24 protein-coding genes and 2 pseudogenes are annotated in these 24,482 nt (G+C 63.1%); 15 read left to right on the forward strand and 11 right to left on the reverse strand.

Annotation, left to right across the window (positions count from 1 at the left end; all coding sequences use genetic code 11):
* The first annotated feature begins 2 nt into the window (after positions 1-2).
* The 5 genes from accB to ACNJX9_RS32855 are packed head-to-tail and all read left to right on the forward strand — an operon-like array spanning position 3 to position 3,856.
* Positions 3-461: an acetyl-CoA carboxylase biotin carboxyl carrier protein gene (gene accB / locus ACNJX9_RS32835; RefSeq protein ID WP_063958258.1), complete on the forward strand. Its 459-nt coding sequence runs from the start codon at positions 3-5 to the stop codon at positions 459-461.
* Positions 461-1,816, forward strand: coding sequence for an acetyl-CoA carboxylase biotin carboxylase subunit (gene accC, locus ACNJX9_RS32840; RefSeq protein ID WP_439406168.1), 1,356 nt, complete (start codon positions 461-463; stop codon positions 1,814-1,816). Before accB ends, accC begins: the two co-directional genes overlap by 1 nt.
* Positions 1,813-2,475, forward strand: coding sequence for a 5-oxoprolinase subunit PxpB (gene pxpB, locus ACNJX9_RS32845; RefSeq protein ID WP_439406170.1), 663 nt, complete (start codon positions 1,813-1,815; stop codon positions 2,473-2,475). The genes accC and pxpB (ACNJX9_RS32845) overlap by 4 nt, the downstream gene beginning before the upstream one ends.
* Positions 2,475-3,449 carry a biotin-dependent carboxyltransferase family protein gene (locus ACNJX9_RS32850; protein WP_439406171.1) on the forward strand — a complete coding sequence of 325 codons (975 nt, stop codon included), beginning with the start codon at positions 2,475-2,477 and terminating at the stop codon, positions 3,447-3,449. Before pxpB (ACNJX9_RS32845) ends, ACNJX9_RS32850 begins: the two co-directional genes overlap by 1 nt.
* The gene (locus ACNJX9_RS32855; RefSeq protein ID WP_439406172.1) at positions 3,440-3,856 is read left to right on the forward strand and encodes an acetyl-CoA carboxylase biotin carboxyl carrier protein; all 417 of its coding nucleotides are present in this window, start codon (positions 3,440-3,442) and stop codon (positions 3,854-3,856) included. The genes ACNJX9_RS32850 and ACNJX9_RS32855 overlap by 10 nt, the downstream gene beginning before the upstream one ends.
* Here the strand turns inward: ACNJX9_RS32855 and ACNJX9_RS32860 are convergent.
* The 9 genes from ACNJX9_RS32860 to ACNJX9_RS32900 form a co-directional block, all read right to left on the reverse strand.
* Positions 3,849-4,616 carry a 5-oxoprolinase subunit PxpA gene (locus tag ACNJX9_RS32860; protein ID WP_439406173.1) on the reverse strand — a complete coding sequence of 256 codons (768 nt, stop codon included), beginning with the start codon at positions 4,614-4,616 and terminating at the stop codon, positions 3,849-3,851. The two genes, ACNJX9_RS32855 and ACNJX9_RS32860, sit on opposite strands and share 8 nt — an antisense overlap.
* A 35-nt stretch (positions 4,617-4,651) precedes the next feature.
* A complete protein-coding gene (locus tag ACNJX9_RS32865; protein ID WP_439406174.1) occupies positions 4,652-5,629 on the reverse strand; it encodes a biotin-dependent carboxyltransferase family protein in 978 nt (325 codons plus the stop codon).
* Positions 5,626-6,321, reverse strand: coding sequence for a 5-oxoprolinase subunit PxpB (gene pxpB, locus ACNJX9_RS32870; RefSeq protein ID WP_057748626.1), 696 nt, complete (start codon positions 6,319-6,321; stop codon positions 5,626-5,628). Before pxpB (ACNJX9_RS32870) ends, ACNJX9_RS32865 begins: the two co-directional genes overlap by 4 nt.
* Positions 6,322-6,459: 138 nt before the next feature.
* Entirely contained in the window at positions 6,460-7,554 is a 1,095-nt protein-coding gene (locus ACNJX9_RS32875) for an ABC transporter ATP-binding protein (protein ID WP_439406175.1), read from the reverse strand.
* 11 nt (positions 7,555-7,565) lie between these two features.
* Entirely contained in the window at positions 7,566-8,630 is a 1,065-nt protein-coding gene (locus tag ACNJX9_RS32880; protein WP_439406176.1) for an extracellular solute-binding protein, read from the reverse strand.
* Between the two features lie 29 nt (positions 8,631-8,659).
* Entirely contained in the window at positions 8,660-9,463 is an 804-nt protein-coding gene (locus ACNJX9_RS32885; protein WP_057748634.1) for an ABC transporter permease, read from the reverse strand.
* On the reverse strand, positions 9,463-10,395 hold the full coding sequence (locus tag ACNJX9_RS32890) for an ABC transporter permease (protein ID WP_439406178.1): 933 nt from the start codon (positions 10,393-10,395) through the stop codon (positions 9,463-9,465). Before ACNJX9_RS32890 ends, ACNJX9_RS32885 begins: the two co-directional genes overlap by 1 nt.
* A gap of 218 nt (positions 10,396-10,613) precedes the next feature.
* A complete protein-coding gene (locus ACNJX9_RS32895) occupies positions 10,614-11,816 on the reverse strand; it encodes a pyridoxal phosphate-dependent aminotransferase (RefSeq protein ID WP_439406179.1) in 1,203 nt (400 codons plus the stop codon).
* Entirely contained in the window at positions 11,809-12,612 is an 804-nt protein-coding gene (locus ACNJX9_RS32900) for an SDR family oxidoreductase (protein ID WP_439406181.1), read from the reverse strand. The genes ACNJX9_RS32895 and ACNJX9_RS32900 overlap by 8 nt, the downstream gene beginning before the upstream one ends.
* Before the next feature lie 239 nt (positions 12,613-12,851).
* Here ACNJX9_RS32900 and ACNJX9_RS32905 point away from each other — a divergent pair, with 239 nt between their 5' ends.
* The 10 genes and pseudogenes from ACNJX9_RS32905 to ACNJX9_RS32950 all read left to right on the forward strand — a co-directional run bounded on the left by ACNJX9_RS32905 (position 12,852) and on the right by ACNJX9_RS32950 (position 21,459).
* Positions 12,852-13,544: an SDR family NAD(P)-dependent oxidoreductase gene (locus ACNJX9_RS32905; RefSeq protein WP_057748643.1), complete on the forward strand. Its 693-nt coding sequence runs from the start codon at positions 12,852-12,854 to the stop codon at positions 13,542-13,544.
* A 157-nt stretch (positions 13,545-13,701) separates the two neighbouring features.
* Positions 13,702-13,959 (forward strand): annotated as a pseudogene (locus ACNJX9_RS32910) (phosphoribosyl-dephospho-CoA transferase MdcG domain-containing protein); the annotation flags it as partial.
* Positions 13,956-14,801, forward strand: a pseudogene (mdcB, locus tag ACNJX9_RS32915) (triphosphoribosyl-dephospho-CoA synthase MdcB). The pseudogenes ACNJX9_RS32910 and mdcB, both read left to right, overlap by 4 nt.
* On the forward strand, positions 14,801-15,172 hold the full coding sequence (locus tag ACNJX9_RS32920; RefSeq protein WP_439406182.1) for a hypothetical protein: 372 nt from the start codon (positions 14,801-14,803) through the stop codon (positions 15,170-15,172). Before mdcB ends, ACNJX9_RS32920 begins: the two are co-directional and overlap by 1 nt.
* Before the next feature lie 180 nt (positions 15,173-15,352).
* Complete coding sequence (locus ACNJX9_RS32925) at positions 15,353-15,715, forward strand: hypothetical protein (protein ID WP_439406183.1); 363 nt, start codon at positions 15,353-15,355, stop codon at positions 15,713-15,715.
* 454 nt (positions 15,716-16,169) lie between these two features.
* The gene (locus tag ACNJX9_RS32930) at positions 16,170-17,606 is read left to right on the forward strand and encodes an ABC transporter substrate-binding protein (RefSeq protein WP_439406185.1); all 1,437 of its coding nucleotides are present in this window, start codon (positions 16,170-16,172) and stop codon (positions 17,604-17,606) included.
* 36 nt (positions 17,607-17,642) lie between these two features.
* Entirely contained in the window at positions 17,643-18,590 is a 948-nt protein-coding gene (locus ACNJX9_RS32935) for a carbohydrate ABC transporter permease (protein ID WP_439406186.1), read from the forward strand.
* A complete protein-coding gene (locus tag ACNJX9_RS32940) occupies positions 18,587-19,426 on the forward strand; it encodes a carbohydrate ABC transporter permease (RefSeq protein WP_439406187.1) in 840 nt (279 codons plus the stop codon). Before ACNJX9_RS32935 ends, ACNJX9_RS32940 begins: the two co-directional genes overlap by 4 nt.
* Positions 19,427-19,436: 10 nt before the next feature.
* A complete protein-coding gene (locus tag ACNJX9_RS32945) occupies positions 19,437-20,537 on the forward strand; it encodes an ABC transporter ATP-binding protein (protein WP_439406188.1) in 1,101 nt (366 codons plus the stop codon).
* A 31-nt stretch (positions 20,538-20,568) separates the two neighbouring features.
* Complete coding sequence (locus ACNJX9_RS32950; RefSeq protein WP_439406189.1) at positions 20,569-21,459, forward strand: SMP-30/gluconolactonase/LRE family protein; 891 nt, start codon at positions 20,569-20,571, stop codon at positions 21,457-21,459.
* 43 nt (positions 21,460-21,502) lie between these two features.
* Here ACNJX9_RS32950 and ACNJX9_RS32955 read toward each other — a convergent pair whose 3' ends face one another.
* Both ACNJX9_RS32955 and ACNJX9_RS32960 read right to left on the reverse strand, forming a co-directional pair.
* Positions 21,503-23,395, reverse strand: coding sequence for a TRAP transporter large permease (locus tag ACNJX9_RS32955; RefSeq protein WP_439406191.1), 1,893 nt, complete (start codon positions 23,393-23,395; stop codon positions 21,503-21,505).
* On the reverse strand, positions 23,392-24,417 hold the full coding sequence (locus tag ACNJX9_RS32960; RefSeq protein WP_439406193.1) for a TRAP transporter substrate-binding protein: 1,026 nt from the start codon (positions 24,415-24,417) through the stop codon (positions 23,392-23,394). The genes ACNJX9_RS32955 and ACNJX9_RS32960 overlap by 4 nt, the downstream gene beginning before the upstream one ends.
* Positions 24,418-24,482: the final 65 nt, after the last annotated feature.

The raw sequence follows: 24,482 nt of genomic DNA on the forward strand, positions 1-24,482 counted from the left end.
TTGTGGACCTCTCCAAGATCGAACAGCTCGTGGATCTCGTTGCGCGCTCCTCGATAGCGGAGCTGGACCTGACGCAGGACGGCACCCGTGTACGCATCCTCAAGCGCGCGTCTGCGGGCCCGCCTGCGGTCCCGGCACAGCCTGTAAACCGGGCCGAGGTCGAGGCTCCTGCTCTCGATCACCAGGAAAGTCCGGCTCCCGAGGTTGCCGCCGACACCCTCGTGCCCGCGCCGATGCATGGCATCTTCTACCGGGCCGCGGCGCCGGACGAGCCGCCGCTGGTCGAGGTCGGCGCACGGATCGAAGCCGGGCAGAAGATCTGCATCATCGAAGCAATGAAGACCTTCATTGATATTGCCGCCGAGGCGCCCGGCGTCGTGCTCGCGGTCCTCGCGGAGAATGGTGAGGAGATCGCGGCGGGTCAGGCCCTGTTCCGGATCGGTCCCGCGGGTTCATCCTGATGTTCGACAAGGTCCTGATCGCCAATCGCGGTGAGATCGCGCTTCGCATCCAGCGCGCCTGTCGGGCGATGGGTCTCAAGACGGTCGTCATTCACTCTGAAGCGGACTGCGACGCGCGCTATGTCGCACTCGCCGACCAGGCACTCTGCATCGGGCCGGCGCCGGCGAGCAGCACCTATCTCAACATGGCGGCGATCCTTCTCGCGGCCGAGGTCAGCGGCGCCCAAGCCATCCACCCGGGCTACGGCTTCCTCTCGGAGAGTACGGAGTTTGCCGATCGGGTGGCGCGCGCGGGCCTCACCTTCATCGGCCCGCCCGCCGATTGCATCCGGACGATGGGTGACAAGGTCGCGGCCAAGCGCGCGATGCGGCTCGCGGGCGTGCCTTGCGTGCCGGGGCCGGACAGTGCATTGCCCGATGATCCGGCCGAGGTGCGCGCGATCGCCCGGGACATCGGATACCCTGTCATCATCAAGGCCGCCGGCGGCGGCGGCGGGCGCGGCATGCGGATCGTGCGCAGCGAAGCCGCCCTGGACGAGGCGCTGGCGCTGACGCGCGCGGAAGCCGCAAAGGCGTTCGGAAACGCCGCGGTCTATATCGAGAAATTCCTCGAAAAGCCCCGCCATATCGAGATCCAGGTGCTGTGCGACCAGCACGACAACCATCTCTGGCTCGGTGACCGCGACTGCTCGCTCCAGCGCAGGAACCAGAAGGTGGTCGAGGAAGCTCCGGCGCCAGGGATCGATCGCGCGCTGATCGAGCAGGTCGGCGCAAGTTGCGTCGAAGCCTGCCGGCGGATCGGCTATCGCGGCGCCGGCACTTTCGAATTCCTCTACGAGGACGGGCAATTCTTCTTCATCGAGATGAACACGCGCGTCCAGGTGGAGCATCCCGTCACCGAGATGACGACCGGGATCGACATCGTCAAAGAGCAAATTCGCATTGCGCGTGGCGAATCGCTTCAGATCGCCCAAGAGGACATCGCGCGTGTCGGCCATGCCGTCGAATTCCGCATCAATGCCGAAGACCCTGCCACCTTCGCCCCCTCGCCCGGTACAGTGACGCGCTGGGATGTGCCTGGCGGCATCGGCATCCGCGTCGATTCGCATATCACCGCCGGTGCCACCGTTTCGCGACACTATGACTCGCTGATCGGCAAGCTGATCGCCCATGGCGGCACCCGCGACGAGGCCCTGGCCCGCGCGCGAGTTGCCTTGTCTGAACTGCGTGCCGACGGCATCCGCACTAACGTGCCTTTGCATCAGGCGATCCTCGCCGATCCCTCGTTCTGCCGTGGCGGCTACGATATCCACCACCTCGAGCACTGGATGAATGCGAAGGTGGCCGCGCAATGACGGTAACCGACCGGCCGCGGATTAGCCTGCTTGGCACATCGGCCCTCCTGTTCGAGGCGCCCGGCGCATTCGACCTGCCGCATCAGCGAAGGATCTGGGCGCTGGCGGCGACCGCATCAAAATGGCCAGGAATTCGCGAGGCCATTCCCGGCATCACCAACATGATGCTGACCTTCGAGACCCCTCCCCGCGAGCTCGACACCTTGATCGCCGCGCTCAATGACGGCTGGGACGCGGCGGAAGGCCTCGCCATCGGGGGCCGCGAGATCAGGTTGCCGGTCACCTACGGCGGCGAGGTCGGATCGCAGCTCCAATCCGTCGCTGAACATTGCAACCTGTCGATCGACGATGTCGTGGCGATCCACGCCGCGCCGCTCTACACAGTGTTCGCACTCGGCAGCCACCCAGGCTATTGCTATCTCGGCGGCATGGACCCCCGCATCACCATGCCGCGGCGCCAGACACCGCTGCACCGTTCCGCGGGCGGTTCGGTGTCGATCGGCGGATCGCAGACCGGCGTCTCCGCCTCGCCAGGCCCCAGTGGTTGGCATGCAATCGGACACACGAACTGGACTTTCTTCGATCCAACCTGGCCGGCGCCTGCTGCGCTCGCACCGGGCGATACCATCCGCTTCGAGATTGAGCGGGTGATCCGGTGATGGAGATCCTGTCAGTCACGGGTCCCGCCAGCATCCAGGACCTCGGGCGCTTCGATCAATACCGCTTCGGGGTCGGCACATCAGGCGCAATGGACGACGTCGCGCTGCGCGCCGGCAACATCCTGGTCGGCAACGACGAGAACGCCGCGGCGATTGAGATCCCGATGATGCCGTTCAAACTCCGCTTCGGCCGCGACATGGCTTTTGCGCTCACAGGCGCGGGCGTCGAGGCTGAGATCGCCGGACGTCCAATTCCGCCTTGGTGGCGCTCGCATGCGCGCGCCGGAGACGTCCTGACCATCAAGGCGATGTCCCGCGGCGCACGCCTTTATCTGGCCGTCAGAGGCGGCATCGATGTGCCCATGATACTCGGCTCGCGCAGCACACAGTTTCGTGGCGAATTCGGCGGCTGGCATGGGCGGCCGCTTCAGGCGGGCGACACCCTTCCCTGCGCGTCGTCTACGGCGGCCATAGACGAACTCGGGATCGAACCCGCCGATATCACGCTGGCGCGCCCGGACGCTGCCGCCGACCAGACTATCGTTCGCGTTGTTATCGCCGGCGAATATGACGCGTTTGACGCCGCCACACAGGCGCTGTTCTGGTCCAGCCGCTGGAAGATCACACCGCAGAGCAATCGCTACGGCTACCGCCTGCAAGGCCCTGACGTGAAGCCGAAAGCACCGGTCGAGAAGCGCTCGCACGGCATTGTGCCCGGCGTCATCCAGATTCCGCCCAATGGACAGCCTATTATTCAAATGCGAGATGCACAGACGTCGGGCGGATATCCGAAGATCGCGACTGTGATCCGGGCCGACCTCTGGCGCGTCGGGCAAGCGCGGCTCGGCAGCGAGCTGCGGTTCGAGCAAACTGCCTACACCGACGCGCTGGCGGCCGAAGCCGAGATGTCGACCTATCTCGATCGGCTGCGCACCAATGTACGCCTTGTCGAGGAGCTCAGAGCATGCCGATAGAGATCAGCCACATCGAACGTCTGGCGCAGATCCTCTCGAGGTCCGGCGTCGATGCGATCGAGATCGAGGAGCCCGGGCTGACACTGAAGCTCGTCGTCGACACCGGTAACAGAATCGCGGCGTCTGCAACGCTTGCAGCCGCGGACGCCCCGGTCACGCATCGTTCCATCATCGCAAAAGCTGATGTCGCGGGGCAATTCCTTGCGGCCCACCCCTGGCAGGACAAGCCGTTCGTCTCGCCAGGACAACGCATTGAGGACGGCGCGATGGTCGGTCTCGTGAAGGTCGGCCTGCTGTATGCGCCCGTTGTTGCGCCAGCGGCCGGCACCATCGATGCCGTGATTGCGGAGACGGGTGCCATGGTCGGCTACGGCACCCCGATCGCGCGAATCCGCGAGCTCAATTAAGCAAGACGGTCGCAGGCGTGACTTCGCCGCCGCCCTCTTCGATGACACGGCGTACAGTGCTGGCAAGGTTCACCGATCCGGGCGTGTCACTGTGGATCAGGATCGAGCGCGCTTCGACCTTGATCGACTTGCCGTCGATGGTTTTTACCGTTCCGCTGTCAAGGAATCGCTTGACCCGTTCAGCAACTGCTTCGGTCGAGGTGATTACCGAATTTGGAAGCTTGCGCGACACCAGATGGCCGTACTCGTCATAGGCACGATCGGCCAGAAACAGCGTCAGGATGCGCAGGCCTACCTTGCGCGCGGCGCGCACGATCTCCGCGTCGGGCTGCGAGAATACGATGAAATCGCGATTGATGGTCGCAATCGCGCGGGCCACGACATCCGCCATGGCCGCGTCAGCGTTGACCATGTTACCCATCGCAGCATGGAAGCTGACATGGGTCACGCGGTGACCAGCATTGGCCGCGATCGCCTGCAAGGCGCCGATCTGATAGACCATGTGCTTCTCAAGCTCGGCGGCATCCATCTGGATCACGCGGCGGCCAAACCCGAGCAGGTCGGGCAAGCCCGGATGGGCTCCAACCTCGACCCCTTTCTGCTTGGCGAGGCGCACCATGCGATCCATGATGATAGGGTCGCCGGCGTGGAAACCGCACGCCACATTGGCTGACGAGACGATGCCCATCAGCGCCTCGTCGTCGCAGATCTGGTAATTGCCGAAACCTTCCCCCATGTCCGAATTGATGCCGATTTTCATGTTCGCACCCTGCTTTTGTTTTCGCTGACGTCCACTCAAAGCGCTCGATAGAGGTTCGCGGTCGCACGCAATTTCGCGAGATAATCGTTGACCGGAGCCATCGCCGCGACTGCGTCCTGGTAGCTCACCTCGCTGAAGACGATGAACGATCCCGGCGTCGCCTGGCCAAGACGCCAGAGATCGGCCTGGATCACGGCCGCCATCTTGGGATAGCCGCCCGCCGTGTTGGCGTCGCTCATCTGGATGATCGGCTCGCCGCCGGGCGGCACCTGCACAACGCCGGCCACCACGCCATGCGAACGCATCTCGACCGGCGCGTCCAGGATCAGCCTGGCTCCGGTGAGACGGTATCCGCCGCGGTCGCTGCGGGCGCTGATCTTCCAGGTGGTGGACCAGAACTTTGCCTGCACCTCTTCTGAGAACAGATCATATTCGCCGGCGCGCATCAGGCGTATCCGCAGCATGCGGTCATCGGCCGTACCGGCGCCTGCAATCGCGACGTCAGGCGGCGCAGCGCCGAAATCGAAGCGGCGGCCAGCCTCGCACGACGGCTTCCCGACCGGAATGACATCGCCTACCTGCAAGGTTCGCCCCTCGAGCCCGCCGAAGCCAGCGCGCAGATGCGTGCTGCGCGAGCCGAGCACGCGCGGGACATCGACGCCGCCGCCGAAGGTCGCGTAGACGCGCGCTCCGCGGCGTGGTGTCCCGATCTCGAGAATGTCGCCCGCGCGCGCCCGCGTGCACCACCAGGAAGGAACGGGAGATCCGGCCAGCGTCGAGACCGGATCGGCTCCGGTCAATGCAAATGGGGCGGCGGTCTGGAAGCGCAGGCGGAACGGAAACGTCTGGATCTCGATACCGGCCGCATTGTCGTCGTTGCCCAGCAGCGCATTTCCGCCGGCAAGCGCGAGGGGATCCATCGCACCTGACGTACTCACGCCGAAACGACGCGCACCATTGCGACCGAGATCCTGGATCGTGTTGAAGGCGGGGCTGGCTAGAACCTCGATCACAGCTCGATCCGATCAATCCTGAATTTGACACGGTCGCCGGGAAGCATCAGCGAGGGTTCCTCGGAGCTCGGATCGAACATCGCGACCGAGGCCCAGCCGATGGCATTCCATCCGTTCGGACTTGTCAGCACGGCGACGCCTGTCTGCATCCCGCCGATGGTCACCGAGCCCGCCCGCATGTTGAGCGACGGCACTGATTTGCGCGGCATGTGAATGCGCGGATCGAGGCCGTGGAGATAACCGAAGCCTGGCGAGCTCGCGACTGCACAGACGGTGTAATCGCCTTCGCTATGAATCCTGATGACGTCACGCTCGGAGAGCCCGGCGTGGCGCGCAATCGCCGGCAAATCGAAGGCGAGCTCGCCGCCATAGACCACGGGAATCTCGATGAGCTTGCCGTCGGCCTTGCGGCCGGGCAAACGATGCCACAGCTCGGCGATCGCGGCGCTGAGCATGCCGATATCCGCCGGGGGCTGCTCGAAGACGAGCATCACGTTGGTGACGCCAATGACGGCCTCCTGGACATTGGGCCAGGCGGACACGGCATCGGCAAGCGCCCAGATGCGGCCCTGCTGCACCAGGTCAAAGTCACCCGGCGCCTCGACCAGCATCGCAAGCGTGCCGATCAAGCTGATCTTCGGACTTTTCTCGATCGTGCCGACAAAAGGGGCGTTGGGCTGATTAATCGACAAAAGGGCCTCGCTGGTCGAACGCCCGTGGCGCTGCCACCCCTAGATCTAGCCAAGCGGCGCAAGCCGATCCAAGACGATGTTCGTCTGCGGGTATAAGGGATGTCGATTGCCGGCAGGACGTTTCGCTCGCCTCCGATTTCAGTGACGCGCAATGACGTGGTTGCTGGGCGACTCCCACCGCGCCACGACCTCCTCACCCACCGTGTATCGGAGTCCGGCCTGTTGCGACTGGTTCTGTTCGAATACAATGATCTGGCCGCCACTCGGCGTCTTGAGATAGTAGTGACTGACGAAGCCGCGGTAGATGGCCTGATCGACACGCGCCGTCACGCTGTTGGCGCGTTGCGCCTCCGGGCTCTGACCGGCTCGTTCGACCACGATCGCTTCAGGCCTGATCGAAACCATCACGTCGCTGGCCGATTGCGGGATCTGGTCGACTTGAAGGCTCAATTCCGGCGAGACACGGATGACCGCCCCACTTCCGTTTCGCCGCTCGACGGGCCCCTGAAACAGATTCGACGCGCCGATGAACTGCGCGACGAATTTCGAGGCGGGACGCTGGTAGATTTCCGTCGCCGAGCCGACCTGCTCGAGCTTGCCATCGCGCATGACCACGATCTTGTCGGCCATGGTTAGGGCCTCGTCCTGGTCATGGGTCACCATGACGGTGGTCAGGCCAAGCCTGCGCTGAAGGGCGCGCAGCTCGACCTGCATGCTCTCGCGCAGCCCCTTGTCGAGCGCCCCGAGCGGCTCGTCGAGGAGCAGCATGGCCGGCTCGATCACGAGGGCCCGCCCCAATGCGACGCGCTGCTGCTGCCCGCCGGAGAGTTGCGCCGGATAGCGCTTGCCGAAGCTGGAGAGCTGGACGAGGCTGAGCGCCTCGGCCACCTTCCTTGCGGCATCGGCCTTGGATATCCCGCGCATCTCCAGGCCGAAAGCGATGTTCTCCTCAACGGTCAGATGAGGAAACAGCGCGTAGTTCTGGAACAGCATTCCGACGTTGCGGCGATGCACGGGAACGTCGGTCATCCTCTTGTCGTTCACGAAGACGTCGCCGGATGTCGGGCGGATCAGCCCCGCGATCATGCGCAGGCAGGTCGTCTTGCCGCATCCGCTCGGACCGAGCAGCGCCACCATGTGGCCCGGCTCGATCGTGAGCGAGACGTCGTTGACCGCGGCGGTGCGGTTATATTCCTTGCTGAGGCGATCAAGCCTGACTTCGGAAGACCTCATGGCAGCCTGTCCTAGCTCGTGAACACCTGATTATAGCGCTCCAGCCACGGACCGCGGCGCGGAACGATGAACTTCCAGTCCGGCGTGAACAGTCCGAGATCGGTCGCCTTGGTGTCGGGATAGGCCAGGAACTTGGCCGTCTCCGGCTTGAAGTCAATGCCACCCACCGAGGGCGCGCTGAGCGTCTGCTCGGACAGCATCTTGGCGACCGAGGGCTCCAGAATGCGGTTGATCAGCGCACAGGCGAGATCGGGCTCGGGCGCATTCTTGACCAGCGTCATGCTGTTGATGCCGGTGAACGCACCTTCCTTGGGGAAGGTCATGTCGATCGGCATGCCCTTCGCCGTGTGCGGATAGATCGCCTTCGAATACTCGATGCCACCGATCGTGGCCTGGCCTTGGGCCACCTGAAGCACCTGCGCTTCGCTGTCGTAGATCGTCAGGACGTTGGGCTTGAGAGACGCGAGCTTGTCCCAACCGCCGTCGACGAGATATTGCGCCTCCTTCAATGGCTTTCCGGTCGCGAGCGCCGTGGCGACGATGAGCATCAGCACACTTTGGGTGTTCTTGGGCGTATTGAGCAGGATCTGCTTGCGATACTTCGCGTCGAAGATCTGCTCATAGCTCTCGAGCGGCTTCGTCACCTGCGGATTGATGAACATCGCAGCGCTGGAGATCGAGAAGCCGACGCCGTAGCCGTCTTCGAAGAGATAGCGCGGATAGACCTTCGCAAGGTTCGGAATCTTTGCCGCATCGAGCTTGTCGATCAGCTCCTCCTGCTTGGCCTGGGGGATGCCGACGTCGTCCATCATCATCATGCTGAAGCGCGGCGTGTCGCGGGTCGCGCGGAGAGCGGCGATGTTCGAAAGTGTTGCACCTTCGATCGTGAAGACGCGACATGTGAACTCGGCCTCGAACTTGGGAATGACCTCCTTCTGGATAAGCTTGCCCAGAGCGGAGTTATAGACGCCGACATGCAGTTGCTTGGCGTCCTGCGCCCACGACCGGCTGATGATCGTCGGGAAGGCAACCGCGGATGCACCGGCCTTAATGAGAGTCCTACGTGTCAGCTTCATGGGTCCAATCTCCATCTAACCAATGCACATCAAGCAGCCAACGCGCGGCGAAGGCCGACCAGTTTCTCCAGCAGCAGCACGCCGACCATCGCCATCAGGATGATGATTGTCGACATCGCTGGCACGGAAGGGTCAAAGACGTTGACCAGTTGCCGCATCAGCACGAGCGGCACGGGCGAGTATTCCGAGTTCGCCAGCCACATCGTGACCGGATAATTGTCGAAGGACACCATGAAGGCGAACAGCCCGCCGGCCGCAACGCCCGAGGCGATCTGCGGCAACGTGACGCGCCAAAAGGTCCACAAACGGTTGGCGCCAAGCGTGCGTGCCGCATCCTCAAGGTTTTCGTCCACCAGCTGAAGGCTGGAGACGACGGTGCGGATGACATAGGGCGACGTCACCACCACGTGTCCAATGAGAAGATTGATCCGAGCATCCTGGGAGCCGAGCCTGGTCAACACCTGGAGCAGCGCAAGGCCCGTGACCAGCGCCGGGAAAATCAGCGGCGACAGCAGGAACCCCTTGATCGCCGCTAGGCCAAAGAACTTGCCGCGAACCAGTGCGAAGGCCGCGGGCACACCAAGCAGGAGCGAGCCCGCCGTCGTGCCGAGCGCAAGCAGGATGCTCAGTCGCATCGCCTCGAGGAAGTCGCGATCTCCGAGAACCTTGGCGTACCATTTCAGCGTGAAGCCTTGCGGCGGGAACGTCACAAAATAGGAATCGGAGACCGACGCCGCCATGACGAGAAGAAGCGGCGCCAGGATGAACAACATCATGGCGGCGGTGATGGTGTAGAGAACGAAAGCGCCGAAGCCGGAGAATCGCTCGTCCATCACTCGGGCCTCCTGAGACGCCGGCCTTCCAGCAGCCACATCGACACGCCGTTGACGGCCAGCACCAGGCCGACGAGGACGACGGCGATGGCCGCACCGAACGGCCAATCGTAGACGACGAAGATCTGCTGTTCGATCAGATTGCCGAGCATGATCGCCGAGGCGCCACCCAGGATCGCGGGGATGACGAACGAGCCGGCGGTGAGCGAGAAGACCAGCGTGAAGCCGGCCACGAAGCCGGGCATGCTGAGCGGCAGCGTCACCCGGAGGAACACCTTCCACCAGGGCGCACCCAACATGCGAGCCGCATCTTCGAGATTGGGATCAATCTTACCGAGCGCCGAGGCCAGCGGCAGCACCATCATCGGGAAGAAGACGTGCAGCGATCCGATGACGACCGCCACTTCGGTGTAGAGGACCGAGATCGGCGAGTCGATAATATGCAACGTCATCAGGATCCAGTTCAGCATCCCCTTCGGGCCATTCTGGAGCACCAACTGCCAGCCGTAGCCGCGAACGACCACGCTGACGATGAGCGGCGCAATGACGATCAGCGTGATGATCCGCGTGACTATCGGGCGGCTCTTCACCATCACCAGCGCGACCGGATAGGCGAGCACCGTCGCGAGGGCCGAGGTGATGATGCTGATCCGCAGCGTCGTCCAGAGCACGCGCGCGTAGAGCTCGACATTGATGAGGCGCGCATAGTGCGCAAGTGTGAACGGGCGGCCGATGAGGCCGCGGCTGTCCTGCGTCTGGATGCTCGAGAGGAGCAGTATCAAGGCTGGATAAAAGAAGAAATAGGTTAGGAATGCCAGCATCGGGACGGCAAGCAGCCCGACGGGCAGCACCAGGCGCCAGCGCGATCGCTGCCGGGCGGCTGGAGCCGCCTCAACGGTCAAAACCGCCACCACATGGTCGCTGGTGGTCATCGCGGGCCGTCCTCGACTGCGCAATACCAAGGCAATCCCCTCTTTGCACAAAGCTTATGCGCCGGCATTCTATAGGACCAAGAACATCTTCGTTTAGGGGCATCAGGAACGATTATGACAATTGGTTCGGCATATTGCTCCGATCTTGATCGACAGATGCCGCTAGGCGCGTCTTTCATTCTCCTTCCGGTCAGTCCTCCCGTCGTCTCGATGCCGGGTCAGCGCAGCCCTTCGCAGAAGATCGCGATGCGCCGGCAGCCCTCCTTCAGCGAATCGGTATCGGTCGCGTAGGAAATGCGGAAATATGGGCTCATGCCGTAAGCGCCCCCCGGCACCGCCGCGACATGCTGTTCTTCCAGCAGCGCCGAGATGAAGTCCGCGTCGGTTTCCAGCCGCCGCCCGCCTTTCGTGGTCTTGCCGATGCAGCCGGCGATGTTGGGAAACACGTAGAAGGCCCCTTCCGGTTTATGGCAGGTGATGCCGGGAATCTGATTGAGCAGCTTGACCACCAGATCGCGCCGGTCCCGATAGATGTCCGCGCGCTCCTTCAGGAAGTCCTGCGGACCGTCGAGCACCGCGACCGCCGCAGCCTGGCTCACCGTGCAGATGCCGCCGGTCGCCTGACCGTGGACATTGTTCATTGCAGCAATCAAGTCCTTGGGCCCGCCGCAATAGCCGACCCGCCAGCCAGTCATGGCATAGGCCTTGGACGCGCCGTTCACCGTCACGACGCGATTCTTCAGCCTCGGCTCAACCTCCGCAATAGTGCAGAACTCGAAGCCATCGTAGGTGAGATGTTCGTAGATGTCGTCGGTGAGAATCCAGACGTCGGGGTGCTTCAGCATGACGTCGGCGATCGCGTGCATCTCTTCGCGCGTACAGGCCGCTCCGGTCGGGTTGTTGGGGAAATTCAGGATCAACCACTTCGTCTTCGGCGAGATCGTCGCCTCGAGGTCCGCCGGACGCAACCTGAACTGGTTGTTCTCCGGACAGGGCACGGCGACCGGCGTCGCCTCCGCCAGCAGCACGATATCCGCATAGGTGATCCAGCCCGGCGCCGGAATGACGACCTCATCGCCGGGATTGCAGGTCGCGAACAACGCATTGAAGATGATCTGCTTACCTCCGTTGGCGATCAGGATCTCGTCGAGTGCGTAATCGAGATTATTCTCACGCTTGAACTTGCGCTGGACCGCTTTCCGCAGTGCGACAGTCCCCGGCTGCGCGGGATATTTGGTGTCGCCCGCGAGGGCTGCCCGATGCGCGGCCTCGATCGCGTGCGGCGGGGTTGGAAAGTCGGGCTCTCCGGACGACAGGCCGACAATCTTGACGCCTGCATCACGAAGTTCCCGCGCCTTGTCCGTCATCGCCGCGGAAGCTGATACCTTTACGGTCTTGAGGCGGTTTGCGAGCTCAGGCATTGGCAACTCCACTTCTCGTTTCTTTCAATCGCGCGGCCTCGGATCGGGTCGCGAATCGTAGTTCGCCGACGACCTGGAACGTGGGAACGACCTCAATCATCGCGACGTTCATCCGCGCCGGAGATCCCACGGCGAATGCAATGGCATGCGCGACGTCCTCGGACTGGAGAGTCTCGAAGCCGCCGACGAAGCGAGCATCCGAATCGTCGGCGGTGTTCTGATTCTGGAAGATGCTCGTTACCACGCGCCCAGGCGAGACTTCGGTGACGCGCACGCAAGTGCCGGAGAGATCGACGCGCAATTGCTGCGACAGCGAATGAACGCTGGCTTTCGTCGCGTGATAGGCAACGGATGAATTGAATGTCGTGGCGTTCTCGCCGAAGGCATAGTGGCCGGCGATCGACGAGACATTGACCACGTGTCCGCGGTTGCGCCGCGCCATGCTTGGTGCGATCAGCCGCGTCAGGTGCAGGACGGCCCGCAGATTGACGTCGACCAGCGAGTCGATATCGTCAGGCGCCGTATCAAGGATAGTGCCGCGCCGCGACTGGCCGGCATTGTTGACGAGAACATCGAATTCAGCCGCGCTCGCAAGGCGTTCCAGAGCGCCGAGATCGGTCACATCCACCGCCCAGGCGCGACATCCGGTCTCAGCCGACAGGCTGTCCAGCCGGCGAACGTCGCGCGCCAGCGCATGCACCTCGAGCCCCTCGGCGTGGAGGCGACGAACCGTCGCAGCTCCGATGCCTGAGGACGCGCCCGTCACCAACGCCGTTCGGTAGTCCGAAAATCCCATCCGTAGGGCTCTCTTGCAGTCAGCCGGAGCGGCGGAAAGTTACGGGCGGAGGCCGACGGATGCCTACAGCGGATTTGTTCTGCCCTCATAAGGACATCCAATATCCCCGCCAAAGATCGTCAGGCGCGCGAGCCATAAGCACACCCGATGCAGGCAGAGTGATTTTCTCTTACTCGTCGCGGCGCGTATCCCCCTACATCTTGCCGTGCCTTTCGCTCACCCACAGGAGACGGACCAGGATGTTGGAAGTCGGCAATCGGATTGTCATGGTCTCCGGGGCTTCGCGCGGCATCGGGCGCGCAGTCGTCGACCGGCTGCTGGCGTCGGGCTTCCGCGTCTCGGCGGGGCTTCGCGACCCCAGCCGTCTCGCCGAGAGCGAGAGGCTCATGACGCACCGCTATGATGCCGAAGACGCCAAGAGCCCGATCTCCTGGGTCAATGCAACGGTCGCGCGGTGGGGCGGCGTCGACGCCATCGTCAACTCGGCCGGCATCAATCCGAAGGTCCGGGTCTCCGACGAGGGCGAGAACGAGCTGGATGAAATGTGGCGCGTGAACGTCAAGGGTCCGCTGCGCCTTGTCAGGGCCACCCTCCCCCATCTGGCTGTCTGCGGCAATGGTAGGGTCATCAATCTGGGGTCGCTTGCGGGTAAGCGCGTGGGCAGCAATGTCGGCTACGCCATGACCAAGTTCGCCTTGGTCGCACTCACCCACGGCATTCGCCGGGAAGGACGCGCGGCCGGCATCCGGGCGACTGTGATCTGCCCGGGCTACGTCGCCACCGACATGACGGTGAACGACGACGAGATTCCCCGCCACGAGATGAGCCAGCCGGGCGAGATCGCACGCTTGGTGGAAACTGCGCTCATGCTACCGAACAATGCGTCGGTCTCCGAGATCCTCGTGCACTGCCAGTTCGAGCCGATGCTTTAGACGGCAGACGACGAGCGCCAGAGCTTCGAACCGTTGACACCGCCAGCATTTTCACGGCCGATATCAGCCGAGCTCTGTACCTGCGTTCCCTTCGCGGCGCTTCCGAAGCTCTTCGTTCCTTCCTACGCGGCCTTCCAATCTCCAGTATCGACAGGTTAGCGCCAGTGATCTGTGCCGCGTCATCTCCGACCTCGACCTGCTCTGGCCGCTGTCCGCAGCAAGGCACATCGGACGTCTGCTGTCCGGCATCGCGGCAATCGCGAAGCAAGCGCCGATGCGGCTGAACGGCGAGATCACAGGTCGTGTCGGAGGCGTTCAATGGCGCGAGTTGACCGGCACTGACGAGGACAAAGTCCTCGTGAAGAGCGAGGCAGGCATCCTCACGACGACGCGCGCGTCAGATCTCGCGTCATGACACCGGCGCTCATACGGCAATCGCTCCCGAACCGCACGCTTAGCGCGCAGCAGCTCGGCCATCTCGCTACGCTGTGCCTGAAGCTCGAGGTCGAGACCCATCCGAAGCCTGGCCTCGTCAGCCATGTCACCAATGGCGCGCATCGCGACATGGACTCAGCGCTGCTCTGCCTAAGCGCCGCGACTGATGCCGTTCTATGGCGAGCTCGTCACCGCAAGCGCCGAGGGCGCGGGAATGAACCGGCTGCGGGCCATCGGCGTTGCCGCGGAACGCGCGATGCTGGCCGCAAGGCACGGCGTGAATACGCACCGCGGGGCGATCTTCGGGCTAGGTCTGCTTTGCGCTGCGGCCGGATACCGGAACGCCGTCGGCATCCACAAATCGCTCGGCCGGCTAGTTTCGGAGCGTTGGGACGACGACATCCTGTAGGGTCCGGTCTCGCTGCGCAGCCGTGGCGCCATCGCCTCGCGGCGCTATGCCCCCGGCGGCGCCAGGGTGGAAGCAGCCGACGGCTTTCCGTCGGTCTACGACATCGCCCTGCCCGCGCTGCATGCGGCGCGCGAGCTCGCCCCCATGACGAGGAAGCCGCGCGCGTTGAGACCTGCATGCGGCTGATCGCCGAGGTCACCGACACCAACCTGCTGCATCGAGGCGGAGCGGAAGGATTGCGCTTCGCGCAAGAGAGCGCTTCCGGTTTCCTCGCCGCCGGCGGCATCGGGTCACCGGGATGGCGCAAGCGCGCGGCCGACATTCACCAAGCGTTCGTCGCTCGCAATCTCAGCCCCGGCGGCTCGGCGGACCTTCTCCCGATGGCGCTGTTCGTCGATCGGCTTGGAGTCTGATGCTGGCCCTGCTCTGTGGCGGACAAGGTACGCTCTCGGACAAGATCTTCGATCTTTTCGCGGACCAGACTGCTGCGGAGCCGGTCTTCGCCGCCGCGGCCGCTTTGCTCGGCGCGGACCCGCGGGAGCTAATCAGGACGCGGAGTGCGGACGAACTCTCCGCTAATCATTCCAGCCAGATCCTGACCGTCACATCGACGCTCGCGATCCACGCCTGCATCGCCGACCTGCTGACCGAGCAGACCAGCGTCACCGGCTACAGCGTCGGCGAGATGGCGGCCTGGACTATCGCGGGGATCTGGACCGCCGACGAAGCCTTGCGTCTGACGGATATTCGCGCGCTTGATGCAAGACGCAGCAGGGCCCGATAATCGCCTCGGCTATGTCCGCGGTCTCGACCGGGCTGCGCTCGGACCTCTCCTTGCAAAACATCGCTGCGAGATCGCTATCTAGAATCCTAACCTTCTCGTCGTGATTGGCGGCGCGGAGCGGGATGTCGTCGCCTATGCAACGAGGCCGCCAAAGAGCGTGTGCGCGAGGGCCTTCTCGCCGTGAAGATCGCGTCGCAGACGATGAGGCTCGCGCAGGCCTGCAAACCGGTTCAGCAAGCACTCGATGCCAGCAGACAAGCGGCCGTCGCAGGACAGCGTCTATTGCTTGCCGGCAGCGACGGCGAACGCATCTCTTCGGCCGCCGGCGGCACGGCGAAACTGGCGAACCAGGTCGCACGTTCCATCGATTCGTCGGCAACGGCGGAGGTGTGTTTCAGAACTCGGCGTGACCCGCGTGCTGGATCCGGCCCCGGACATACACTGGCCGAGAGGATGCAAGCCGTTCGATCCTCCACCCGGTGCTGCGCGGCCGACGTATTCCGCATCATTGCGGGCCTGCGCAAGTGGATCGCTTCGGCCTGAGCATCGATCGAGCTCCCAACGTTTCTGTCGAATCGGCTGGTCGGTGCCACGCGAGTGGAGACCCTGCGGGGTAGGCAGACCGGGACAGCTCTTGGGCCTGAGGGCCCTCCGTTTTCAGATGAATGCTGCTCACGTATGAGTGCAAAGTTCTCATTTGTCGGCCGGTTCCGGCTCGACGCAGACTAGCCCCAAAGACAACGCTCTCGAGCGTTTTGGGGAGGACGTGCATCTACAACGCCAACTGGCGTCCATTCAGGCTGCGGACGACAAACCGGGACCCGTGATGCGCCTGTGCCGCAAATCCTCACCATAGATGAATCTGTTTCTTTTCGGCGAGGTCGCCGCCGGCATGGTCCGTTCACGCCTGCGGCTGGCTAACCAGGCAAGGATCACGTGAGAAGCGCTCCGAAGCCGGCTCTTCCGGACTCCGGACGCCCAAGAGGAGGAGGAAGGGATGAAGTTCAGGAGGTTTCTCGGAGCATTCGCTGTCCTAGTGCTCGCTACCGGCTCAGCGCAGGCCGCCGACAAGGATGCGGCCGACACAGCGGTTGAAGCCGCAAAAAAGTACGCGGGTACAACGATCAGCATCGTCTGGGAGGCCGGTCTCCAGTCTCTGGACCCGCTGAACTATTCGGGGCCGCAATGGGAGAAGCTCACCGGCATCAAGGTGAAGGTGGTCGAAGTGCCGACCGACCAGATGTTCACCAAGATCATGCAGGATTTCAAATCGAGCGCCGGAGCGTATGACGCGCTGAACGTCATTCCATCCTGGATGCCCGATCTTGCGCGCGCCGGCGCGCTCGAGCCTCTCGACAAGTATGTCGACAAGTTCGGCTACCGTGACGAGCTGCAGGACATCGCGGCCGCCTATCGCGACAACCAGATGCAGTATGACGGGAAGATCTACGGCTTCCCGGACGATGGCGACGTGATGCTGCTATATTACCGGAAGGACATCTTCGAAGATCCGAAGATGAGGGACGAATTCAAGGCCAAGTTCGGCTACGAGCTCGTGCCGCCCAAAAACTGGAAACAATTCGACGACATCGGCCAATTCATCACCGACAAGATGGCGCCGAAGGTCTACGGCGCCGGATTCTTCCGCACCGCGCCCTATCCGCAATACATGTTCCAGGAGCGTTTCCGCATGGAGGGCGGCAAGTTCTTCAATGCCGACACCATGAAGGCAACGGTGAACGGCGAGGTCGGTCTCAAGGTGTTCAAGCAGATGCTGGCGGAGAACAAGTTCATGCCGCCCGGCGTAGAGCAGTGGAATTTCGTCGACAACCTCGCCGCGTTCCTTCAGGGCACGACCGCAATGACGATCTCCTGGCCGCCGTACGGACGCTGGGCCGCGGGCTATGGCTCGGGCGAGGAAGCACTGAAGTGGGTGCCGAAATCGCAGGTCGCCGGCAAAGTCGGCTACGCGCTCACGCCTCTCGGCCGTCCCGAGCTCGGTGTCGGCTTCGACTTGTCGGTCTCGGCCACCAGCAAGAACAAGGAGGCCGCCTATCTCTTCATCCAATGGCTGAACAGCAAGAAGACAAGCCTCGAGCGCGTCCAGCTCCCCTATACGCTGCGCGATCCATTCCGCCTCTCGCACTACGCGAGCGAGAAATATCGTGCGCTCTGGCCTGATGCTGCCGCCTATCTCGACACCATCAAGAAGTCCGGCGAAAAGGGCTTACTCGACCTGTCGCTGCTGCAACAGGACAAGTACGACGAGGCGATGACCAAGGCGATCTCGAGCCTCTGGGCGGGCGAAGACCCCAAGGCCATTCTCGACCGCATGGCGCAGCAATTCGACGCGATCACCGAGAAGGTCGGCATCGAGAACCAGAAGGCCGTCTACAAGGTCTGGGCCGCGAAGCCCGGCGCCTACCCGCAATAGCTGCTTTAGTCACCGCACAGGAGGCATCGCCCTCCCGTGCGGCCGTTTCCTGGACTGATGATGACGCTTTCCGCAAGTCTCAACGCTGCCGAGCAACGCCGCCCCAGCCGCTTCGGGCGCATGCTCGAGGACCGCCTGCCCTATCTCATCGTCGCGCCGGCCATTCTGATCCTGCTCCTGGTCGGCTTGTTTCCACTGATCTACTCGCTGATCGTGAGTTTCCAGCGCATCACGATGACCGAGAGTGACACGTCCTTCGTTGGCCTCCTGAACTATTCGGAGCTGTTCAGGGATACCCGCCTCTGGGCTTCGCTCGGTCATACCGCCATCATCACCGCGATCGCCCTCCCCCTGGAGCTGCTGGTCGGCTTCCTGATGGCGCAGCTCTTCATCGATCGCATGCCGGGCCGACAGATCTTCGTCGCGCTGCTGGTACTTCCGACGGTGATCTCTCCGATCGTCGCGGGTGCGACCTGGCGTCTGATGTTTGACGTCCGCTTCGGCCCGATTGGCCAGATCCTGAGTTTCTTCGCCGGCGAGCCGGTGCGGATCCTGTGGACGGTCAATCCCGCCTACGTCTATCCGGCGATCATCATCTGCGAGGTCTGGCAGTGGTCGCCTTTCATGTTCCTGCTGCTGCTCGCCGCGCTGTCGAATGTTGACCAATCCCAACTCGAAGCCGCGGAAATCGATGGGGCGTCGTACCTGCGCGTGCTTCGCGCGATCGTTCTGCCGGCGATCGCGCCCGTGATCGCCGTCGCCTGCCTGATTCGCGGCCTCGATCTCGTTCGCATCTTCGACATCATCTGGGCCCTTACCGAAGGCGGGCCGGGTTCGATGACCGAGACCGTCTCGCTCTACACCTATGTGCAAGGCTTCTCGCAATTCGAAACCAGCTACACGGCCGCAATCTCCTTTCTGGTGATTGCGCTGCTCACGGTCATCACCACGCTGGTCCTCAAGCGCATGGAGCTTGCGCGATGAGGACCGGCAGGCTTCCGGCCAGAAAAGCCCGCATTCTCGCCGTCCGTTATCTCGGCGCCGGCATTGTGACCCTGCTGTTCCTGTTTCCGGTCTACTGGCTGTTCATGATTTCGTTCAAAACGCCGGACGAGATCTATCACGTGCCGCCGTTGTGGATTCCCGGGCAGATTCAGTTCTCGAACTATTATGTCCTGTTCAAAGATGGCGACGTCCTCGCAATCCTGAACAGCCTGATCGTCGCCGGCGTCAGCTCCGGCATCGCAATCGTTCTCGGGACTCTCTGCGCCTACAGCCTCGCCCGGTTCGGCACCGGCGGCGAGAACCTCGCGATGTGGATCATCTCCCAGCGCATGATCCCGCCGATCGCGGTCGTCTTCCCGATCTTCCTGATCTACGTGTATTTCGGCCTCGTCGACGGCTATTTCGGGCTGATCCTCCTCTACACCGCATTCAATCTTCCCTACGTGATCTGGATGATGCGCGGCTACATAGTCGACGTTCCGCTGGAGCTCGAGGAAAGCGCGCTGGTCGATGGCCTCAACCGATGGGAGGTGATCTGGAAGGTCGTTTTCCCGATGGTTCGCCCCGGCCTGATGGCGACGTCGGTCTTCACCTTCGTGTTCGCCTGGAACGACTTTCTGTTCGCACTCGTGCTCACGCGCACCGAGGTCATCACCTTTCCGGTCATGCTGACGCACTATTTCGGCGGACAATCGAATTTTTGGGCGAAGATTGCGGCGATGTCGGTCCTCGGCACGTTGCCGATCTTTGTCGCGGTTTCGGTGATGCAGCGCTATCTCGCGCGCGGCATCTCGCTGGGCGCAGTCAAGGGTTAGGGAGAGCGAAGTGGCTGACGTCAAGCTGTCCGGAGTACACAAATATTACGGCAACGTGCATGCAGTGCGTGGTGTGGATCTCACCATCGCCGACGGCGAATTTGCTGTGCTGGTGGGTCCGTCCGGCTGCGGCAAGAGCACACTGTTACGGACCATTGCAGGTCTCGAGGACCCAGACGGCGGAACGATCGCCATCGGTGGCGCAGTGGTTAACGATCTGCGCCCGCGCGAGCGCAACATTGCAATGGTGTTTCAGAACTATGCGCTCTACCCCTATCTAACCGTCGGCGAGAACATCGCCTTCGGTCTGCGCGCCCGCAAGACTCCGGAGATCGAGATCAGGAAGCGGGTCAGCGAAGCCGCCGAGATGCTCGGCATCGGCAATTTCCTGCAGCGCTATCCACGGCAGCTCTCCGGAGGACAGCGTCAGCGCGTCGCCATCGGCCGCGCCATCGTTCGCAAGGCCGACCTGTTCCTGTTCGACGAGCCGCTTTCGAACCTAGACGCTCAGTTGCGCGACGAGATGCGCACCGAGATCAAGCGCCTGCATCACGAGATCACGACGACCATGATCTACGTCACCCACGACCAGGTCGAGGCGATGACGCTGGCCGACCGCATCGTGCTGCTGCGCGACGGACAGATCGAACAACAAGGCGCTCCGCTCGAGCTGTTCGAACAGCCGCGCACGGGGTTCGTCGCCGGCTTCCTCGGCTCTCCCTCGATCAACCTCATCCCCGCGACCCTCAGGACAAACGGTCCCGGGGCAGCAGTGGTGTTTCAATCCGGCGGCGAACTGACGCTTCCGAGCGCAAAGACGAGGCCGCTGGCCAGTATGGATGGGCGAGAGATTCTCGTCGGCATTCGACCCCAGCACTTCAGTCGAGCCGGCGGGCCGTTGCGCGAAGGCGTAGTCTCCTATTCGGCCACGGCCGATCTCATTCAACCGACGGGCACACGCACCTTCACCACCATCAGGATCGGTGGCGTCGATGCCGTTGCCGAGCTGCAGGCGCACGACGTCAGCAGCCATGGCGAGCGGATCGATCTCGCCATCGACCTCAATCGCGTGGTGCTGATCGATCCGGCCAGCGGCCTTGTCATCGCATAATGAGAGCAACATTCGAGAACGGGAGGGATGAATGGCGTCGAGACTGTTTGCAACCGGAATTGGCGCGCCGGAAGGTCCGGTGTGCCTGCCCGACGGCTCGATGTATGTCACGGAGATGTCTGCGTCGACCCTTTGCGTCACGCGGCTCGATCCTCGCGGCAATCGCCGCGTGATCCGAACGACGGGTGGCCGTCCGAATGGACTGACGACCGATGGCCACGGCCGGATCTGGATCGCGGAAGCAGGCCTCCGGGCGCTGATCTGCATCGACGAACGCGGAAACGAGGTCCGGCGCATGCAGGGGGAAGGCGCGGATCGCTTTCTGTTTCCGAACGACCTCTGCTTTGGTCCGAACGGACTGCTCTACATGACCGACTCCGGAATGGCCGCCGAGGATTTCATCAACGGCCAGGCCTTCGTCGACGGTTATATGGATCTCGACTGGGACGGCCGTGTATACGAGATTGATCCCGCAGCCATGAAGGTCCTCCGCGTTCTCGATCGCAAGATCCGCTTCACCAACGGTATTGCCTTCGGTCCCGACAATCACCTCTACGCCAACGCATCCTTCACCGGCGAGATCTATCGATATGACGTGCTTGGCGAGGCAGCGCCGAAACGCGTGGTCTTCGGCAACGTCCTGCAGCCGGATTCCAATCCGGACTTCAAAGGGCCGGACGGGATGGCCTTCGGAACGGACGGCCAGCTCTATTGCACGGTCTACAACCAGAAGAACGTTACGGTGCTAGACCGGCGGGGTGAGGTCGCCGATCGTCTGGTCCTGGACGGACCCCAACCGACCAATTGTGCCTTTGCGCTCGAAGGCAGGAAGCTACGCGTCACTGAGGTCGGCAAGGGCCAGGTCGAGGAGATCGACATGCCTTGCGATGGTCTCCCGCTGCATCTGCCGAAATTCGCTTGACGGGGTGCCCTCGCGATGTTTCGCGAGGGCGCCTCACCCGTTATCATAGGAAGCCGATCGACAGCCAGGGCACGGCGGCAACGATCAGCGTGCCGATCAGGAGCGCGATCATATAGCCCACGATCGGCTTCATGCCCTCGTCCGGATTGATGCGGCTGATGGCGCAAGCCGCGTAGTAGCCGACGCCGAACGGCGGCGCGAACAGGCCGATGCCCATGGCGAGGACGACGACCATTGCGTAGTGGACGTCGTGCACCCCGACTTGCCGCGCGATCGGGAACAGCAGCGGACCGAACAAGACAATGGCCGGGATTCCTTCCAGCACGCTACCCAGGATGACGAAAGTGACGATCGTGACAGCGAGAAAGACAGGAACGCCGCCGGGAAGGCTGGTCATGAACTTGGCGAGCGAGGCGGAAAATCCCGACTGGGTCAGCGCCCAGGCCATGCCTGTCGCCGCGCCGATGATGAGCAGAATCGCCCCTGACAGCGAGGCCGTCTCGACCAGCATGGGATAGATGCGGCGCCAGTCGAACTGGCGGTAGATGAACAGACCCGCGCAGACCGAGTACAGGATGCCGATCGTCGAGACTTCCGTTGCCGTCGCAACTCCCTCGACGACCGCCGTGCGGATCACGAACGGCAATGCGATAGCAGGTATCGCGATGACAAAGGCCCGCCCGATTTGCCGGCCGCTAGCCCGTTTGACGTGAGACAGGTCTTCGCGACGGTATCGCCACCACACCACGGCCGCGAGCATGACCGCGAGCACCACGCCCGGGAGCAACCCACCAGTGAAGAGCGCCGAAATCGACACGCCGGTGACCGAGCCGATCGTGATCAGGACCAACGAGGGCGGGATCGTTTCGGTCTGCGCGCCGGTTGCCGCCAGAAGCGCAACGAGGTCGCCCGGTTTAGCCCCGCGCTGCCGCATCTCGGGAAACAGCACAGGAGCCACCGCAGCCATGTCCGCTGCCTTGGAGCCGGAAATGCCCGAGACCAGATACATCGCTCCGACCAGAACGTAGTGCAGTCCGCCACGCACGTGGCCCAGCAGGCTCGCCAGGAAGCCGACCATGGCGCGGGCCATACCGGTCATCTCGATCAGAAGTCCGAGAAAGACGAAGAGCGGAACGGCCAGAAGGATCAGGTGGCTCATGCCCTCGTCCATTCGCCCGATCATTACCACGTCGGGCGTGCTGGTTGTCAGGGCGAGGTAGCCGACCGTGGCGAGGCCGAACGCGAACGCGATCGGCACGGCCGCGAAGACCATCGCGCCGACCAGGAACACGAAGAAGATCAGGAGGTTTAGGTTGCCGAGGGGCTTCAAGACGGGAGCGAGCAGAACGAAGCTCGTGATGATGCCTGCGACCATCGCGACCGAAGCCAGCAAGCTGCGCAGGCTCGCGATGCGGATCAGCCGGAGAACCGCTGCGACCAGCATCAATCCAATCCCGATCGGCAACGCCGCCGCGCGCCAGCTGTTGACGATCTCGAGCGCCGGCGTCGTGACGAAAGCCTCATCGGCAGCGAACTCATAGGCCGGCCAGACGACCAGCACGAGGAATGCCAGCGATGCCGCGGCTGCTACCACATCCAGAAACGCGCGAACTTCCGCACGCAGCACACCGACAATGGCGGTCATGCGCATGTGCTCGCCGCGTTGGAACGCAATCACCGATCCCAGCATGGCGAGCCAGAGGAAGAGAATGCCCGCGAGTTCGTCGGACCATATGATCGGCGAGCGGAACACGTATCGCCCCACGATGCCGGCAGACAGCACAGCGATCTCCGCCAGCACAAGCAGTGCTGCCGGGACCGCAACGACATGACCAAGAACCGTGTTCGCCGTTATCACCCAACTGCGCCGGCCCGGCTGCAATGCGCCGGCCGCAATACCGGCATCGACATGCGGCGTATGGCTCGTGCTGGTCATGATAGCTGGCCCGCGGCTTTCTCGAGCTGCGACCATGCCTCCTCGCCGAACTTGCTCTTCCAATCGGCGTAGAAGCTGGTTTTCGCCAGGGCCTGGCGGAAGGCGGCGCGATCGACGTCGATGAATTTGAGGCCCTTCGCGGAAAGATCGGCGCGCAGCGACTGACTGAGCTTTGCGATGTCGGCGCGCTGATCGACCGCCGAGCGATCGAGCTCGCGCGTTACGATCTCCTGCAAGTCCTTGGGCAGGCGCTCGAACGCGCGCTTGTTACCGAGGATCCAGTAGCCATCCCAGACGTGGCCCGTCAGGCTGCACGTGCTCTGAACTTCGTAGAGACGCGCGGTCGCGATGATCGGCAGCGGATTCTCCTGGCCGTCGACGACCTTGGTCTGCAACGCGGAATAGACCTCATTGAAGTTGATCGGCGTCGGTCCGGCCCCGAGGGCCTTGAACAGCGAGGTCAGCAGCGGCGCGGGCGGAACGCGGATCTGGAAATTCTTTAAGTCATCCGGCGTCCGCACCTCGCGGCCGGACGAGGTCACCTGGCGGAAGCCGTTGTCCCAGGCCTTCGACACCGCCATGATCGGCGTCTTGGCGATTTGCGCCCGGATGTAGGTGCCGAGGTCGCTGTCCATCGCCTTCCAGACGCTGTCGTAGTCGGTGAATGCGAAGCCGGTGTTCACGATGCCGGCGCTCGGCACCAGGGTGGCAAGGATCGAGGACGATTGGTTGAAGAACTCGACGCCGCCGCTGCGCACCTGGGTCAGGAGCTCGGTGTCGGAGCCGAGCTGATTGGCCGGGAACAGCCTGATCTCCAGCCGTCCGCTGGTCGCTTCGCGGATGCGATCGATCGCCTCTTGGGCGCGGATGTTCACCGGATGGGTCGGGTCCTGTCCGGTTGCGAACTTGTAGACGAACTCGGCGGCAGGCGCCGGACGGGTCAGAATCCCGCAGAGGGGTAGGGCGCTCGCCGCGATTAATAGCGAACGGCGGCTGAAGCGTCCGGGCTTCGAGACAGTCATGTTTTCCTCCTGTTTCATGCATGATCTTGGTGCCGGCTGCATCAGCCTGCGCGGGCGTGCGACCT

It is taken from the genome of Bradyrhizobium sp. BLXBL-03 (assembly GCF_051853015.1).
GTDB classification, from domain to species: Bacteria; Pseudomonadota; Alphaproteobacteria; order Rhizobiales; family Xanthobacteraceae; genus Bradyrhizobium; species Bradyrhizobium manausense.

Excerpts from the sequence above, each read along its gene's own strand:
- accC (WP_439406168.1), top strand. The coding sequence starts at position 461 with ATGTTCGACAAGGTCCTGATCGCCAATCGCGGTGAGATCGCGCTTCGC.
- pxpB (WP_439406170.1), top strand. The coding sequence starts at position 1,813 with ATGACGGTAACCGACCGGCCGCGGATTAGCCTGCTTGGCACATCGGCC.
- ACNJX9_RS32850 (WP_439406171.1), top strand. The coding sequence starts at position 2,475 with ATGGAGATCCTGTCAGTCACGGGTCCCGCCAGCATCCAGGACCTCGGG.
- ACNJX9_RS32855 (WP_439406172.1), top strand. The coding sequence starts at position 3,440 with ATGCCGATAGAGATCAGCCACATCGAACGTCTGGCGCAGATCCTCTCG.
- ACNJX9_RS32860 (WP_439406173.1), bottom strand. The coding sequence starts at position 4,616 with ATGAAAATCGGCATCAATTCGGACATGGGGGAAGGTTTCGGCAATTAC.
- ACNJX9_RS32875 (WP_439406175.1), bottom strand. The coding sequence starts at position 7,554 with ATGAGGTCTTCCGAAGTCAGGCTTGATCGCCTCAGCAAGGAATATAAC.
- ACNJX9_RS32880 (WP_439406176.1), bottom strand. The coding sequence starts at position 8,630 with ATGAAGCTGACACGTAGGACTCTCATTAAGGCCGGTGCATCCGCGGTT.
- ACNJX9_RS32885 (WP_057748634.1), bottom strand. The coding sequence starts at position 9,463 with ATGGACGAGCGATTCTCCGGCTTCGGCGCTTTCGTTCTCTACACCATC.
- ACNJX9_RS32890 (WP_439406178.1), bottom strand. The coding sequence starts at position 10,395 with ATGACCACCAGCGACCATGTGGTGGCGGTTTTGACCGTTGAGGCGGCT.
- ACNJX9_RS32895 (WP_439406179.1), bottom strand. The coding sequence starts at position 11,816 with ATGCCTGAGCTCGCAAACCGCCTCAAGACCGTAAAGGTATCAGCTTCC.
- ACNJX9_RS32900 (WP_439406181.1), bottom strand. The coding sequence starts at position 12,612 with ATGGGATTTTCGGACTACCGAACGGCGTTGGTGACGGGCGCGTCCTCA.
- ACNJX9_RS32905 (WP_057748643.1), top strand. The coding sequence starts at position 12,852 with ATGTTGGAAGTCGGCAATCGGATTGTCATGGTCTCCGGGGCTTCGCGC.
- ACNJX9_RS32920 (WP_439406182.1), top strand. The coding sequence starts at position 14,801 with ATGCTGGCCCTGCTCTGTGGCGGACAAGGTACGCTCTCGGACAAGATC.
- ACNJX9_RS32930 (WP_439406185.1), top strand. The coding sequence starts at position 16,170 with ATGAAGTTCAGGAGGTTTCTCGGAGCATTCGCTGTCCTAGTGCTCGCT.
- ACNJX9_RS32940 (WP_439406187.1), top strand. The coding sequence starts at position 18,587 with ATGAGGACCGGCAGGCTTCCGGCCAGAAAAGCCCGCATTCTCGCCGTC.
- ACNJX9_RS32950 (WP_439406189.1), top strand. The coding sequence starts at position 20,569 with ATGGCGTCGAGACTGTTTGCAACCGGAATTGGCGCGCCGGAAGGTCCG.
- ACNJX9_RS32955 (WP_439406191.1), bottom strand. The coding sequence starts at position 23,395 with ATGACCAGCACGAGCCATACGCCGCATGTCGATGCCGGTATTGCGGCC.
- ACNJX9_RS32960 (WP_439406193.1), bottom strand. The coding sequence starts at position 24,417 with ATGACTGTCTCGAAGCCCGGACGCTTCAGCCGCCGTTCGCTATTAATC.